Origin of the sequence: Sanguibacter biliveldensis, assembly GCF_033798665.1 — a bacterium.
Lineage (GTDB): Bacteria > Actinomycetota > Actinomycetes > Actinomycetales > Cellulomonadaceae > Sanguibacter > Sanguibacter inulinus.
Genome location: NZ_CP138359.1, coordinates 1,593,995 through 1,607,226 on the forward strand (window position 1 = coordinate 1,593,995; position 13,232 = coordinate 1,607,226).

General features: G+C 70.8%; 15 protein-coding genes. 7 read left to right on the top strand and 8 right to left on the bottom strand.

The features are described 5' to 3' along the window. The first annotated feature begins 49 nt into the window (after positions 1–49). The 3 genes from uxuA (at position 50) to SANBI_RS06920 (ending at position 2,115) form a co-directional block, all read left to right on the top strand. A complete protein-coding gene (gene uxuA / locus SANBI_RS06910; protein ID WP_319160226.1) occupies positions 50–1,216 on the top strand; it encodes a mannonate dehydratase in 1,167 nt (388 codons plus the stop codon). Between the two features lie 3 nt (positions 1,217–1,219). Then, complete coding sequence (locus tag SANBI_RS06915; RefSeq protein ID WP_319160228.1) at positions 1,220–1,456, top strand: helix-hairpin-helix domain-containing protein; 237 nt, start codon at positions 1,220–1,222, stop codon at positions 1,454–1,456. Positions 1,457–1,542: 86 nt separating this feature from the next. Further along, positions 1,543–2,115 carry a YdeI/OmpD-associated family protein gene (locus SANBI_RS06920; RefSeq protein WP_319160231.1) on the top strand — a complete coding sequence of 191 codons (573 nt, stop codon included), beginning with the start codon at positions 1,543–1,545 and terminating at the stop codon, positions 2,113–2,115. On the opposite strand, the gene SANBI_RS06925 is transcribed toward SANBI_RS06920, so the two are convergent. Further along, the gene (locus SANBI_RS06925; RefSeq protein WP_319160233.1) at positions 2,106–2,657 is read right to left on the bottom strand and encodes a TetR/AcrR family transcriptional regulator; all 552 of its coding nucleotides are present in this window, start codon (positions 2,655–2,657) and stop codon (positions 2,106–2,108) included. The genes SANBI_RS06920 and SANBI_RS06925 overlap by 10 nt on opposite strands. 76 nt (positions 2,658–2,733) lie before the next feature. Here SANBI_RS06925 and SANBI_RS06930 point away from each other — a divergent pair, with 76 nt between their 5' ends. Together SANBI_RS06930 and SANBI_RS06935 are read left to right on the top strand one after the other, a co-directional pair. Continuing rightward, positions 2,734–3,951: an alcohol dehydrogenase catalytic domain-containing protein gene (locus SANBI_RS06930; RefSeq protein ID WP_319160236.1), complete on the top strand. Its 1,218-nt coding sequence runs from the start codon at positions 2,734–2,736 to the stop codon at positions 3,949–3,951. Between the two features lie 513 nt (positions 3,952–4,464). Further along, a complete protein-coding gene (locus SANBI_RS06935) occupies positions 4,465–5,967 on the top strand; it encodes a dicarboxylate/amino acid:cation symporter (protein WP_319160238.1) in 1,503 nt (500 codons plus the stop codon). Positions 5,968–6,159: 192 nt separating this feature from the next. Here SANBI_RS06935 and SANBI_RS06940 read toward each other — a convergent pair whose 3' ends face one another. The 4 genes from SANBI_RS06940 to SANBI_RS06955 all read right to left on the bottom strand — a co-directional run bounded on the left by SANBI_RS06940 (position 6,160) and on the right by SANBI_RS06955 (position 9,595). Next, a complete protein-coding gene (locus SANBI_RS06940; RefSeq protein WP_319160240.1) occupies positions 6,160–6,456 on the bottom strand; it encodes a DUF3253 domain-containing protein in 297 nt (98 codons plus the stop codon). A gap of 167 nt (positions 6,457–6,623) precedes the next feature. Beyond that, positions 6,624–7,265: a maleylpyruvate isomerase family mycothiol-dependent enzyme gene (locus SANBI_RS06945; RefSeq protein WP_319160241.1), complete on the bottom strand. Its 642-nt coding sequence runs from the start codon at positions 7,263–7,265 to the stop codon at positions 6,624–6,626. Between the two features lie 104 nt (positions 7,266–7,369). After that, positions 7,370–8,815, bottom strand: coding sequence for a hypothetical protein (locus SANBI_RS06950; protein ID WP_319160242.1), 1,446 nt, complete (start codon positions 8,813–8,815; stop codon positions 7,370–7,372). Positions 8,816–8,914: 99 nt separating this feature from the next. Further along, entirely contained in the window at positions 8,915–9,595 is a 681-nt protein-coding gene (locus SANBI_RS06955) for a GOLPH3/VPS74 family protein (RefSeq protein WP_319160245.1), read from the bottom strand. A gap of 99 nt (positions 9,596–9,694) precedes the next feature. On the opposite strand from SANBI_RS06955, the gene SANBI_RS06960 reads away from it, so the two are divergent. Next, a complete protein-coding gene (locus SANBI_RS06960; RefSeq protein ID WP_319160248.1) occupies positions 9,695–10,249 on the top strand; it encodes a dihydrofolate reductase family protein in 555 nt (184 codons plus the stop codon). Between the two features lie 114 nt (positions 10,250–10,363). Here SANBI_RS06960 and SANBI_RS06965 read toward each other — a convergent pair whose 3' ends face one another. From SANBI_RS06965 to SANBI_RS06975, 3 genes are all read right to left on the bottom strand, one after another. Next, positions 10,364–10,996 carry a signal peptidase I gene (locus SANBI_RS06965; RefSeq protein ID WP_319160251.1) on the bottom strand — a complete coding sequence of 211 codons (633 nt, stop codon included), beginning with the start codon at positions 10,994–10,996 and terminating at the stop codon, positions 10,364–10,366. After that, positions 10,993–11,817, bottom strand: a complete 825-nt coding sequence (locus SANBI_RS06970; protein WP_319160253.1) for an LPXTG cell wall anchor domain-containing protein — start codon at positions 11,815–11,817, stop codon at positions 10,993–10,995. The genes SANBI_RS06965 and SANBI_RS06970 overlap by 4 nt, the downstream gene beginning before the upstream one ends. Before the next feature lie 79 nt (positions 11,818–11,896). Beyond that, positions 11,897–12,640 (bottom strand): RICIN domain-containing protein, encoded by a 744-nt coding sequence (locus SANBI_RS06975; protein ID WP_319160256.1) that lies wholly within the window; start codon positions 12,638–12,640, stop codon positions 11,897–11,899. Positions 12,641–12,659: 19 nt separating this feature from the next. Here SANBI_RS06975 and SANBI_RS06980 point away from each other — a divergent pair, with 19 nt between their 5' ends. Next, positions 12,660–13,157, top strand: coding sequence for a hypothetical protein (locus SANBI_RS06980; protein WP_319160258.1), 498 nt, complete (start codon positions 12,660–12,662; stop codon positions 13,155–13,157). The last annotated feature ends 75 nt before the right edge of the window (positions 13,158–13,232 follow it).

Sequence of the window (13,232 nt, forward strand, 5' to 3'; positions counted from 1 at the left end):
GTCCGGCCTCGTAGGATCGGTGCATCCCCGCCACAAGGAGACCTCTGCGATGAAGCACACCTGGCGCTGGTTCGGGCCCACCGACCCGATCACCCTGGCCGACGTCCGGCAGACCGGCGCGACGGGCATCGTCACCGCCCTGCACCACCTGCCCAACGGGGCGGTGTGGCCCGTCGAGGAGATCCGGGCGCGGCAGCAGGAGATCGAGGCCGCGGGGCTCACCTGGTCTGTCGTCGAGAGCGTGCCCGTCCACGAAGACATCAAGACCGGCGGCCCGCGCCGCGACGAGGCCGTCGCCGCGTACCAGCAGTCGCTGCGCAACCTCGCCGCCTGCGGGCTCGACACCGTCTGCTACAACTTCATGCCCGTCCTCGACTGGACCCGCACCGAGCTCGCCTTCCCCATGCCTGACGGCGCCCTCGCGCTGCGCTTCGACGCGACGGCGCTCGCGGCCTTCGAGCTCTTCGAGCTGCGCCGTCCCGGTGCCGAGGCCGACTACACCGACGACCAGCTCGAGAGGGCTTCCGCACTGCACGCCTCCCTCGACGCCGAGGCGCGGGCCCGTCTGCAGGCGACGATCCTCGCCGGGCTCCCTGGGGCTGAAGAGCACTACGACCTCGTGCGGTTCCGTGAGGCGCTCGCCACCTACGACGACGTGCCGGCCGAACGGCTGCGCACCCACCTCGCGGAGTTCTTGCAGGCTGTCATCCCCGTCGCCGAAGAGGTCGGCGTCCGGATGGCCATCCACCCGGACGACCCGCCCCGACCGATGTTCGGGCTGCCGCGCGTGGTCTCGACGGCTGACGACGCCCAGCAGGTGCTCGACGCTGCGCCCTCGCCGAGCGACGGGCTGACGATGTGCGTCGGGTCGTACGGGTCCCGTGCGGACAACGACGTCTCTGCGATGACGACGCGCTTCGCCGAGGACATCCACTTCGCGCACCTGCGCAGCGTGCTGCTCGACCCGGATGGGTCCTTCACCGAGGCGCCGCACCTCGACGGCGACGCCGACATGGTCGACATCATCACCACCCTCGTGGTCGAGGAAGAGCGGCGCGGTGAGCAGATCCCGATGCGTCCTGACCACGGTCACGTGCTGCTCGACGACGCGAGGCGTGTCACGAACCCGGGGTACTCGCTCGTCGGTCGGCTGCGCGGTCTCGCGGAGCTGCGCGGGGTCGAGCGCGCGGTCCGCCGGTCGCTCGGGCTGGGCTGACCGATGGCGTCGGGCGCCGAGGGCGACTCTCCTCGTGATGACGATCTCGGCAACGAACTCACGTCGCGGATCGGCAAGGTCGCTCGGCGGGTTCTGGAAGAGCGGGGCGTGACGCGCTACGACCAGCTGACCGGCTGGACCACGACAGATCTGCTCGACCTGCACGGGATCGGACCGAAGGCGGTGAGGATCCTCTCGGAGGAGCTCGAGTCGCGCGGGACGACGTTCCGCGCTGGCTGACCTGAGACAGGATCTGTGACAGTGGACGACCCAGGAGAACGCCATGCCCTGCCGTCCTGTCGGCCCTCGTCGCTACGATGACGACCATGGTCAGCGTCGCCGACAAGCCCGTGCTCGACGTCACCGTCGACGAGTGGGAGCAGTACCTCGCCGGGTCGCCCGATCCCGGCGGAGTGCGCCTGAAGCTGCGGAAGAAGACGTCCAAGGCTGTCGGCATGACGTGGTCTGAGGCGCTCGACGTGGCGCTCTGCTACGGGTGGATCGACGGCCAGGCGCAGCGCCTCGACGACAACTTCATGCTCAGCGTGTTCACCCCGCGCCGCAAGAACAGCCCGTGGTCGCAGATCAACCGCGAGCATGTAGCGCGGCTGATCGAGGAGGGTCGCATGCAGCCCGGCGGTCTCGCGGAGATCGCCCGGGCGCAGGCTGACGGGCGGTGGGACGCGGCCTACCGCCAGAAGGACGCCGTCGCGCCTGCTGACCTCCAGGCTGTCCTCGATACGAACCCCGCCGCGGCGGCCTTCATCGAGGGCCTCACCAAGGTCGAGAAGTTCCGCATCTACTTCCGGCTCAGCGGCATCAAGACACCGGCGGTCCGGGCCGCGCGCATCCAGGACGTGGTCGAGAAGGCTGCGCGCGGGGAGAAGCGCTACACCTGACGGAGCGCGGACCAGGCTCGGTCGAGCTCGTCTTGGAGCGACGATCCCTCGGAGTCCAGCCACCGACGCAGGGCGAGGTCGAAGGCGAGCGCGGCGACCTTCGAGGTCACGTGCGCCTCTGCGGCCGGGACATCTCGGGCCATGAGTCCCTGCTCGATCGCGGCCGCGAGGTGGTCGAGCTTGAGGAGCTCGCGCTCGCGCAGGTGCTCGTCGGTCTGGATGATCGCGTCCCGACGGATGATCGGTTCGCGCCACCGCTCCAGCTCGACCGCAGCACGGCTCAACCCCTGCTCGACCAGCTCCCGGGTGCGCAGCCCTGGGGGAAGCGCGTCGAGGATCGTGCGCACAGCGGTCGGGAGCTCCCGGTCGCGCAGGAACACGACCTCCCGCTTCTCGGAGAAGTGCCGGAAGAACGTCCTGGTAGTCAGCCCTGCACGCTCCGCGATCTGCGGGACCGTCGTCTCTGCGTATCCGTGCTCGGCGAACAAGGCCATGGCGGCCTCTTCGAGGACGAGGGCGGCGTCGGGTGACCATCGGGGCATGACTCCATGATGACACGGAGTGACATCGGGCTTAGAATGATGTCACACAGTGTCATCACCAATCTCTGGAGCCTTCATGTTCAGCAACTCCGCCGCGTGGATCGAGGCTCCCTTCGCGGACCTGGTCGTCAGGCCGTCACCGGTCCCCACCCCGGGCCCTGGTCAGGTGGTGGTCCAGGTGCGTGCCGTCGCGGTCAACCCGCTCGACGCCATCGTGCAGTCCAACGGTCGACTCATGTACAGGTGGCTCGACTACCCGGTGGTGCTGGGTGAGGACGTGGCGGGGGTGGTCGTGGGCGTAGGTGAAGGGGTTCACCGGTTCGTCGTCGGGGACCGCGTCGTCGGCTACGCGACAGGGCTGGAGAAGGGCCGTGACCACGTCTCCGGCGGCGGTTTCCAGCATCTCGTGGCCGTCGACGAAGCACTGGCCGCACCCATCCCCGACGAGGTCGCGTTCGAGGACGCCGCCGTGCTGCCCCTCGCGCTGTCCACGGCCGCGGCGGCGCTCTTCGAGCAGTCGCAGCTGGGGCTCGACCACACGAGGCTCGGCCACACGAGGCTCGGCCACAGCATGCCCGACCACGCCGCGCCCGAGCAGGAGACGGTCGCCGGGTCGAGTCGGGACGACGAGATCGTCGTCGTGTGGGGCGGGACCACGAGCGTGGGCAGCAACGCGATCCAGCTCGCTCGCGCGGCCGGCTACAGGGTGGTCACCACGGCGTCGGCACGCCACCACGACTCCCTGCGCGCGCTCGGCGCCGAGGCCGTCTTCGACTACCACGACGCCGACGTCGTCTCCTCGGTCGTCGCCGCCACCCAGGGCGCGCGAGTCGTCGGCGTCGTCGCGATCGCCGTCGGCTCGGCCGAGCCCTGCGTCGAGATCGCCGGACGGACCGGCGCTCGTCGGGTCGCCCTGACCAGCCCGTCGGTGTCCTTCTACGACCAGCCCCGCCGTCCAGGTCTCGCGTGGTCCCGGGTGCGGCTGATGACACGCCTCGTCTGGTCGAACGTCACGCTCCAGGCCCGGTGCCTCCGGCATGGTGTCCGGGCGCGGTTCGTCTGGGGGAGCGCCATCGCCACCAGTGCGGTCGGTCCAGCGGTCTGGTCCGACTACCTCCCGGGAGCCCTCGCCGACGGTCGGCACCGGCTGGCCCCACAGCCACGAGTCGTCGGCAGGGACCTGGGGGCGCTGCAAGCAGCCATCGACACCCTGCGCGGCGGGGTTTCGGCGCAGAAGCTCGTCGTGACCCTCCCAGGAACGGCTGCCACAGGGGGGACGACCAAGGCACCCTGACCGGGGGGAGAGGGCAGCGGCAGCGACGCTGGAGGTGATCGGGCCCGGTGCCGAGCCTGGTGACGGCGAGCCTCGTCCCGCCCATCTGTTGAACACGTCGGGGGCAGTGGCTAGCATGGCTCGTCGCGGGTCTTCCGCGCCACGACTCTTCAGGAGACAGACTGTGACACACGGGTGGAACGACCCCGCTCACCGCGCCGCTGACCTCGGTCACGCGAGCTCGCTGACGGAGTCCACCTGCTGTCTGCCCTGCTGCTGTTGTTGACCGTCGGCTGAGCCTCACCGCACGTCGTCCCACCGCGCCTCCGTGCCCGGTGCCGACGCCTGCTCGCCGCTGCCGCACCCGAGCCGTCTCCGTGCTCGCCCGTGCCGCCTATCTCCTGCCCTGACCTGACCGGTCTGCGCCGACGCGTGCCCCCACGCGTCGCCTGCCCCTCTCTGGCGTACCGCTCCGACGGCTTCCGCTCCCGTCGTCGTGCGCGTCCGGCTACGCCACCACCCGAAAGGCCTCACGTGACCAGCTCCACCACGACGGACGCACAGACTCCGTCGACCCGACGGCGCCGCCTGCGTGCCCCCTCCTTCAGCGTCCAGATCATCGGCTCGCTCGTGCTCGGCGTCCTGCTCGGTTGGTGGGCCCTGTCCATGGGCACCGTCGACGACGGCACACCCGAGGGCGGCGCCAACTGGTTGACGACAACCCTCGACACGATCGGCTCGTCCTTCGTCCTCCTGCTGCGCACCCTCGTGCCGCCGCTCGTCTTCACGGCGATCGTCGCCTCGATCACCAACCTGCGGCACGTCGCCGACGGTGCCCGCCTGGCTGCCAAGACCCTCATGTGGTTCGCGATCACGGCGCTCGTCTCGGTCGCCGTCGGCATCGCGCTCGGGGTCATCATGCGCCCGGGGCAGAACACCACGCTCGACATTGCCGACGGGTCCGAGCCGAGCAGGACGGGTTCCTGGCTCGACTTCCTCGACAGCCTGCTGCCGGCGAACTTCCTCGGGCTCGGTGCGAACACGAGCACGCAGGTCGCCGAGAGCGGCAGCGTCACCGCCAGCACCTCGCTGTCCTTCAACGTGCTGCAGATCGTCGTCATGGCACTCGCCGTCGGCATCGCCGCCCTCAAGGTCGGGCGCAAGGCCGAGCCCTTCCTCACCTTCAACAGGTCGGCCCTCGAGATCATCCAGAAGATCCTCTGGTGGGTCATCCGCCTCGCCCCGCTCGGAACGCTCGGCCTCATCGGCAACGCGATCGCCTCCTACGGGTGGGACCTGCTCGCCCCTCTGGGTACCTTCGCTGCGGCGATCTACATCGGTCTCGCGATCGTCCTGCTCGTGCTCTACCCGGTGCTCCTGCGCATCAACGGGCTCCGCGTCCTCAGCTACTTCCGTGGTGCGTGGCCCGCCATCCAGCTGGCCTTCGTCTCTCGGTCGTCGATCGGCACCCTGCCGCTCACGCAGCGTGTCACCGAGCGCAACCTCGGTGTCCCGAGCGCCTACGCGTCCTTCGCCGTGCCGCTCGGCGCGACCACCAAGATGGACGGCTGCGCCTCGATCTACCCGGCGATCTCCGCGATCTTCGTCGCGCAGATCTTCGGCATCGACCTCTCGGTCACCGACTACCTGCTCATCGCCTTCGTCTCCGTGATCGGCTCGGCGGCGACCGCCGGCCTCACCGGCGCGATCGTCATGCTGACCCTCACGCTGTCGACCCTCGGCCTGCCGCTCGCGGGTGTCGGCCTGCTGCTCGCCATCGACCCGATCCTCGACATGGGCCGCACCGCGGTCAACGTCGCAGGCCAGGTGCTGGTGCCCGTCATCGTGGCCAAGCGTGAAGGCATCCTCGACGAAGAGCAGTACCGCGCCGCGACGTCCGAGGACCTGTTCGCGGACGACGACGAGGCCGAGGCCGTCGTCGAGGACGCGCAGGCAGAGTCGCGGACCCCGGTCACTGTCGGTGCGCCGACCGCCAACGACGCTCCGGTGCACGGCGACGCGGACCGCAGGTCCTGACCGCCGGATCCTCGAGAGCGTCCTGACGGGACGCTCGACCACCGAGCCCGCTCGCACCTGTGCGAGCGGGCTCGGTGCGTCTGGGGGCTGTGAGCTCTCTTCTCGCCAGCGGCGCATCCTCGGAACCAGCAGTGTGTCTGCCGCGCCGACAGCGCGCCCGGTGCTCCCGCTGCGCGTGCCCTGCGCGCCAGGTCACGACTCGCGGGGCCAGCGGATCCGGATCGGGCCGCGGACCTTGAGAGGGTCGACGACCTCCCCGCCCTGCGTGATCTGCACCCGCCCCTCGGCGACGAGCCTGCGTGCGACGCGACGGGTGTCGTCCATGAGGTCCCGCCAGCCCTCGCCGCCGATCGACCTCGCTGCGTCCGACGGGCAGATCGACGAGGTGTCTGCCCGCTGGGCCAGGAGATCGAGGATCGTCGCCTCGATCGAGCCGTCGTCGACCGGTCCGGATGCTCTGGCCTGGGTCTGGTGCGTGTCGTCGCTCATCCCGACGAGTATGCGCCCGCCGGCGGCGTGCTGCGAGAGCACCTCGAGTCGCTTCTCCGAGCACCACGAGGAACGGGCAGTGGGGGCCGGGCATCGAGCTCGCACCCCCTACGCCACGTCACTGCGCGGGTCCGGCGTCTCGGAGGCTCGCTCTCTCGGGCTCCTTGTCAGAGAGGCAGGCGCTCGACGAGCACGGAGGCACCATCCCCGCGCAACCGCGACGCGGCGGTCGGACGCCCGGCCATCGCGAGGACGAGGTCGAGGGTCGTGCCCTCGATCGTCGGCCCGTCGCCGGCGCGAAAGCTGCTGTCGGTCGCGACGAGCCGGAGGCCTCTCGCCGTGGAGCGGGAGGCGACCGCGAAGTCCTTGCGGACGTACCCCTCCGCGACGACGAGGACAGCGTCAGGATCCGGTGCGGTCCTGATCCCTAGAGGCTCTCTGACGTCAGAGCCGTGCACGACCACCTCGCCCAGCCACGCCCACAGGTCGCCGGTCGGTGCGACGCGCGAGTCGACGACACCCCGGAAGCTGTCGAGGGTCTGTGCGGGCGTCGGACCCCGGTGCTCAGCGAGGCGCCGCGCGTTGTGGACTGCGGGCCGGAAACCTGCCCCCGCGATGCTCCGCAGCCACCCCCACCGTCCGACGCTCGCCCCAGCGGTCAGGTGGGCGACGACGTCCTCGACCGACCAGTCTGCGCACAGGGTCGGTGCGGACCACTCCGCAGGCCGCAGAGCCTCGAGGTCGTCCGCAAGACGCCCGCGCTCGGCGCGGATCATCTCCCAGTGCTGCTCGCTGGTCGTGCGCGTCACGGGAGCTCCTCGGGCTGGTCTGACGGGGCGACGTGTGCGTGATGCTTCCGTGCGGGAAGCGACGCGTCAAGAGCGCCCAGCACGCGCCGTCCAGGTCGACCTGCTCAGCGCAGCTCGGGGAAGCAGGCCCGGGCGAGGTGACTCAGGTTCTTGGCCGCACCGTTCGAGGTCCGGTCCGGGTCGGGAGACGCGACCGTCGGTGCCGGAGCGTCCTGCAGGATCCTCCGCGCCCCCGGTGTCTTGTCCAGGGAGTGCGCGAAGAACCACCACCGGCCGTCATAGCGCGGCTGCACCTCGGCCCGCTCCGCCGGGCTCGGGAAGGCGGAGGAGAGACCCGCGAGGAACTCGACCCGCGCGTACGGGCGACCGCCCAGCTCCTCGACAGCCCACACGTAGAGCGTGACCCACGCATCGGGAGCGACCTGCATGGCCCACACGTCTCCGGCAGCGGCCGGGCCGGACCCCACCGATCGAGGCACCGACGTCTTCGCCGGCCGGGACAGCGCGCGCTCGCGGGCACGGGTCGCGGCGGCCACGGTCGCACCGCGGGCGGGGACCGGCGTCGGGTGCGGGCTGTCGAGGTCGACGTCCGTGGACAAGGTCTCGGGCGGCAGCAGCCCCTCGAAGACCTCGCGGAGGACGTGGTCCCGCAGCCCGTCCGAAGAGCTCCACCACGCGAGGGGTGCCTGCACCTCGACCCGGACGCTCGGACGTTCGTCTCGTTCCGAGTAGTCGGACCAGCGTTCGGCGAGGCCGGGGCGTGACGCGGTCGCCACGACGCCGACGAGCGCGAGCTCCTCGAGGACCGAGCCGACGGCGTAGGGCGAGACGGTGTCGAGGAGACGAGCCTGCTTGAGCGCCGCGCGCGCCTTCGACTGGCTCGTGCCCTGCGGCAGCGTCCGCAGGACCGTGAGGATCGCGCGGAAGGTCCAGAGGTCGTGCTCGGTCGGCACAGGCCGCTCGCGACCCTCGAGCTCGCTCAGCGCGAGGACGTGGCCGACGACGTCGCCGTCGATCGGTGCACCGTCGAGATGGCGCATCGACCAGGCGTCGGTCACCGCGACGTTCGTCGTCCCCTGCGTCCCGCACACCCGGCACGGCGACGTGCTCGGGGTCGGCGCAGAGATGGAGTCCGGCGCGGGTGACCGACCGTCGACACTGTGCGCGCCGCCCGCCGTGTCGACGCCGTACGGCGTGAAGGGGTGGTCCGGGAGCCGACTCGCGAGCAGGGTCCCGGTGAGCGCGGGGCGCCAGGCCCACGGCGCCGACCAGAGGCCCGCGACCCAGACCGAGGCTGCCTCAGCCACCGACCACTGCGTGCCGAGACGACGCAGCTCTGCGACGGCCTCGTCGTGCCCGAGGGTGCGGACGGCGTCGTGCGGACGACCGGCTGCAGCGAGGATCTCCGCATCTGCTCGGCTCGCGTCGGTGACACGGGGGAGGGAGAGCTGGAGCGACTCGTCGTACGAGCGCGCCGCGGCGACCCGGCGGTAGCGCGCGAGCAGCTCGACGAGCGTCGAACGGTCGGTGGTGGTGTCTTCGGTGGTCACGGCGTCATCGTAGGGCGGGCTCTGCTCGATGGACAGAGGCGATCGCGGACCTGTGGACAGCGCCCGGACGAGACGCGAACCGTGACGAGACAGCCAGGCTCAGGACGACGACGTGGTCGCAGCGGCCGTCGTCGCGACCATCACCGACGCCATGATCGCGGCCTGCACGGCGCTGATCGCCTTCCGGACGCTCTCCGCGGCCCAGCTGCCCTCGGAGACCTGCTTCGCGCGCTGCTTGAGCGCGCGCCGGTCCTGCCCGGGGAGAGCCTTGTGCAGCGAGTCTGTCGCGAGCAGCAGCGCGACGAGCGCCGCTGTCGGGGCGTCAGGATCCTGCTTCAGCACGAGCGTGGACCAGAGGCGCTGCCGGACAGTGTCCCCGGCGAGGGGTGAGGTGACGGGCCAGGCGGTGCTCGGGAAGATCCCCAGGACCTTACGCTCGAGGCGCCGGACGAGCCCTCGTGACTCGAGACACGCGAAGACGGCCTCACGCAGGTTCTTCGACAGGCGGGAGACGACGGTCTCGGGCTTGTGAGGCTTGTCGCGGGCGATGATCGACAGCGCGCTGTCGAGCACGGGATGACCGAGCGGCGGTCCGGGGACGACCACGACCCGACCTGCATCTGGGGCGCCGCGTTCGGGGACGACCACCCTCCCGGCGAGCGAGAGGTCGAGCAGCACACCCCCGGCCAGACCGAGGGAGAGCGACGAGCTGTCGAGCCGCGGCTTGCCCGTCGCCCCGTCGAGCACCAGCAGCAGGAAGTCTTCCGTGATGATCGTCATGGGCACCGAGCCTAGCGCCCGGAACCCGCGAGGAGGCGGGTCAGACCGTCTGCAGCCTCGCTCTTCCCCGTGTCGGCGGACGGGTCTAGCGTCGCGGTCATGGGACAGATCATCTTCGACACCGCGACCACCATCAACGGCTGGATCGCCGACGAGCAGAACTCCCTGGCGTGGTTGTTCGCCGTCGAGAACGGCGACACCCCTGACGCCGGGCTGTTCCCGGCCGACGCAGCCGTGCTGGTGGAGGGCTCGACCACCTACGAGTGGATCCTCGCCGAGCAGGACATCCTCGCCCACCCGGAGAAGTGGCAGGACTTCCACGGTGAGAAGACGACCTTCGTCTTCACCAGCAGGGACCTGCCCGTTCCCGACGGCGCCGACGTCAGGTTCGTCTCCGGTCCGGTGGCCGACGCGCTCCCGGCGATCCGCGAGGCAGCCGGAGACGGGGACATCTGGGTGGTGGGCGGAGGCGACCTCGCCGGTCAGCTCCTCGACATCGGCGCGCTCGACCAGATCGCCCTGTCGGTCGCACCCGTGGCACTCACGGGAGGGGCGCCGCTCCTCCCGCGCCGCGTCGAGTCAGACCGCCTGCACCTCGTCTCCGCGACGGCGGTCGGTCAGTTCGCACGGCTCGTGTACGACGTACGGCCCTGATCGAGGACTAGCCGGGAGGCGAGCCGACAGGACCGAGGGGTGGCAGGGCTGAGGCCTCGTCGGCGTGAGGACAGGCTGAGGACCGGTAGGAGCGGAACCCTAGGGCCGCGCCTGTCAGTCCCCGATCCGCCCGTCGTGCCGCTGTCCGTCGCGGTCGGGCTCGTCGGGCCGTCGTCGACGGTCCCGGACGGCTCCGACGACCATGACGGCCGCGTAGCAGAGCACCAGCCCGGCCACGACCGGGATCCAGACGTCGGCGGCATCGCTGCTCCGCAGGCTCGACACCCAGCCCAGGTACGGGATGGCGTACCACAACGACCCGCGGACCTGGACGGGTCTGACCGGCTCTGGGTCGGCGGTCGCGTTCGCGTCGCCCTGCGTCGTGAAGAGTCTCTCCCCGTCCTCGGCGAGCTCGACCTCGGTGATGCGGTGGGTCACGACCGTCGGCTTGCCGGACTCGAGCTGGAAGGTGATGACGTCGCCGACACGCAGGTCGTCGACCGGGGTCGGTCGGACGACAAGGAGGGTGCCCGGTGGCAGTCCAGGCTCCATGGACCGGGTGAGCACCGTGTAGGTCGTCGCGCCCCCGACGGCCGGGACGACGACGGCCACCAGAGCCACGAGGGCCGCGCACGAGAGCAGCACGGTGCCGACGAGCAGCCCGACCGTCGCCCGCGCGCTGCGACGGCGCTTCTGGTCGCGGCTTCGCCGACGACTGCCGCGCGACCGGCGGGTCTCCTCGCTCACGCTCGATCCTCTCCTACGGCTGACTCCGGTGCCCCGCCACCCTCAGGCTCGCTGTCCTGCTCTCGGCGACGACGTGCGGCGAACCACAGGAGGAGACCGAGAGCCACGAGTGCTCCGGCGACGACGGTCGACGCGACGGCGACGCCCCCCGTCGAGGCGAGCCGCGCGTCCCAGGTCTGTGCGAGCAGTCCGCCCTCGGTCGAGGAGGCGAGCGGCCCGCTCTCGGAGGAGCCGGGCGGCGTCGCGCCGGGCAGAGCGGGGGCCGTGCCCGGCGGCTCCGGGGCTGTGTCGGTCGGCACGGGTTCAGTGCCGGGTGCTGAGCCTGTCGCTGCACCCGAGAGCGTGACTCGCACCGTGAGATCGACCGTGCTCTGCTGGCCCTGCTGACCGCTCAGGTCTTCCAGAGCTAGCGTGGAGACGATCATGATGGCCTCACCTGGGTCGAGGTTCTCTCCTGCAGACAGTGTCGCGTACCGGGCGACCTCTGCGAGGGGAACGACCCCACCCGGTCTGTCCGCTGGCCCGGACGTGAGGGACAGAGCCTGGAGGGTCTCCGGGTCGGAGACGCCGACGTCTGTCACGGTGAGCGTGAGCCGTGCCGGACGTGCACCCGCGTTGCGGACCCAGAACGAGCCTTCGACGTGGTCGCCGGGGCTCAGCCTGACCGGCCCGAACAGGTCGGTGAGCGACCTGGAGTAGGTCGTCCCGTCAGCCGACAGCTCGACGACCTGTTCCGGCGGGGCGGGGGTGGCCGCCGGTCGAGCGGCGACTGTCGGGCAGGCGGCTGCGATCGTCGACGAGGTGATCAGGAACGTCAGCACCCCGATCGTGAGTACGGCACCTCGGAGAGCTGACACTGCGGACCGTCTGCGGCGAACGTGGGGACGACCCGCCGTGGTCTCAGTCACCCGTCACTCCCTCCGTCAGGTCGGGACCGTACCTGGTCGCAGGGCTCGCGGACGGGCCGGAGGTGTCGACCTGAGCGGGCTCGTCGTCGCCCTCCGTCCCGTCGACGAGACCCTCGTCTGCCACCCGTGCGTCAGAGGGCGAGGTGTCTTCTGTCGTCTCGACGGGACCGGGTGCTGCTGGGGCTGACGCGCTCTCTGCAGGCTCGGACGAGGAAGGGTCGTGGAGCGCCCGGCCGTCGCTCGTGCCTGGGACGGCCAGCGCGTCCGTCGCGACGCTGTCAGTAACAGGGTCTTGTGCGGCGACCGAGCCGACGCCTCTGAGCACGAAGGCCTGGTTGGCTGTCCCGGTGCAGGTGCTCATGGTGAGAGCTCCTGCAGAGGATGGTGCGGTGAGGCACATCCCAGTGCCGAGGTTGACGTAACGGAAGGTGTTGGTCGCGAGCCACTGGGTGGACCACCGCTGGGTGACGGCGCCGACGACGCGTGCCTCGACAGTGACTCGTGAGCCCGTCGCCTGCAGGACGAGTCCGGCAGGGGCACGCATGGTCAAGACGGCATACTCTCCGCCGACGTCGACCATCGTGAGCTGCTGGTTCCAGTAGGCCGAGGTGGTCTGGCTGTGGCACGCGTAGGTGCTCAGTGACGCGCCGGTCGCAGCGTTGACGCCCCCCGTGACGTCCAGGCAGAGTGCCTGGCCGGACGGACTGTTCGTGTACCAGTAGTCTCCAGCGACCATATATGTGCGGATATCAGAGGTGGAGACCACCCCCGAGACCGTCGCAGGCGTAGTGCTGAAGCTCCCGACGGACACCGTCGCCGAAGCGGAGGCGACGAGCGAGCGTGTCCCTGTCGCGCTCCCGGCCCCCACGCCGGCCGTGGTCCGGACGCAGTACGTCGTGCTCTGCCCACGGCCGAGCGACGAGGTCATGGTCATGCCAGCAGCCCACGTCGACCGGGCGCTGCCGGGACCGACGGCGGCACCCGGGGTGCACTGTGCCGCAGCAGTGGTGGGCCATGTGACCAGAGTCGTGCTGGTGGCGAGGATGGTGTCCCCGCTCGCCATCGAGAGCTTCACCGAGGTCTTGGCCGGTTGTGTCGAGGTGCCGGCAGTCGTGTTCGTCAGCGTGACCGAGCGTGTCGTGGTCATCTGGGCGTTGGTCAGCACGCTCGCCAGGTCCCCCGACAGGGTGGCGGTGACGCGGCCCGCGCTGACCGCCCCCTTCGCCGTGGCTTGCGCGGTCCAGGCGGCGTAGGCGGTCGGTGCCGCGCAGGCGATGCCGACGACGACCGCCGCGATGACGCTCACGCGCAGCCGCCACGGGCGCCTG

What these genes read in the sequence shown, in the direction of transcription:
- SANBI_RS06975 (WP_319160256.1), bottom strand. Translation starts at nt 12,640, where the DNA reads ATGGTCGCTGGAGACTACTGGTACACGAACAGTCCGTCCGGCCAGGCA.
- uxuA (WP_319160226.1), top strand. Translation starts at nt 50, where the DNA reads ATGAAGCACACCTGGCGCTGGTTCGGGCCCACCGACCCGATCACCCTG.
- SANBI_RS06930 (WP_319160236.1), top strand. Translation starts at nt 2,734, where the DNA reads ATGTTCAGCAACTCCGCCGCGTGGATCGAGGCTCCCTTCGCGGACCTG.
- SANBI_RS06915 (WP_319160228.1), top strand. Translation starts at nt 1,220, where the DNA reads ATGGCGTCGGGCGCCGAGGGCGACTCTCCTCGTGATGACGATCTCGGC.
- SANBI_RS06940 (WP_319160240.1), bottom strand. Translation starts at nt 6,456, where the DNA reads ATGAGCGACGACACGCACCAGACCCAGGCCAGAGCATCCGGACCGGTC.
- SANBI_RS06925 (WP_319160233.1), bottom strand. Translation starts at nt 2,657, where the DNA reads ATGCCCCGATGGTCACCCGACGCCGCCCTCGTCCTCGAAGAGGCCGCC.
- SANBI_RS06920 (WP_319160231.1), top strand. Translation starts at nt 1,543, where the DNA reads ATGGTCAGCGTCGCCGACAAGCCCGTGCTCGACGTCACCGTCGACGAG.
- SANBI_RS06955 (WP_319160245.1), bottom strand. Translation starts at nt 9,595, where the DNA reads ATGACGATCATCACGGAAGACTTCCTGCTGCTGGTGCTCGACGGGGCG.
- SANBI_RS06960 (WP_319160248.1), top strand. Translation starts at nt 9,695, where the DNA reads ATGGGACAGATCATCTTCGACACCGCGACCACCATCAACGGCTGGATC.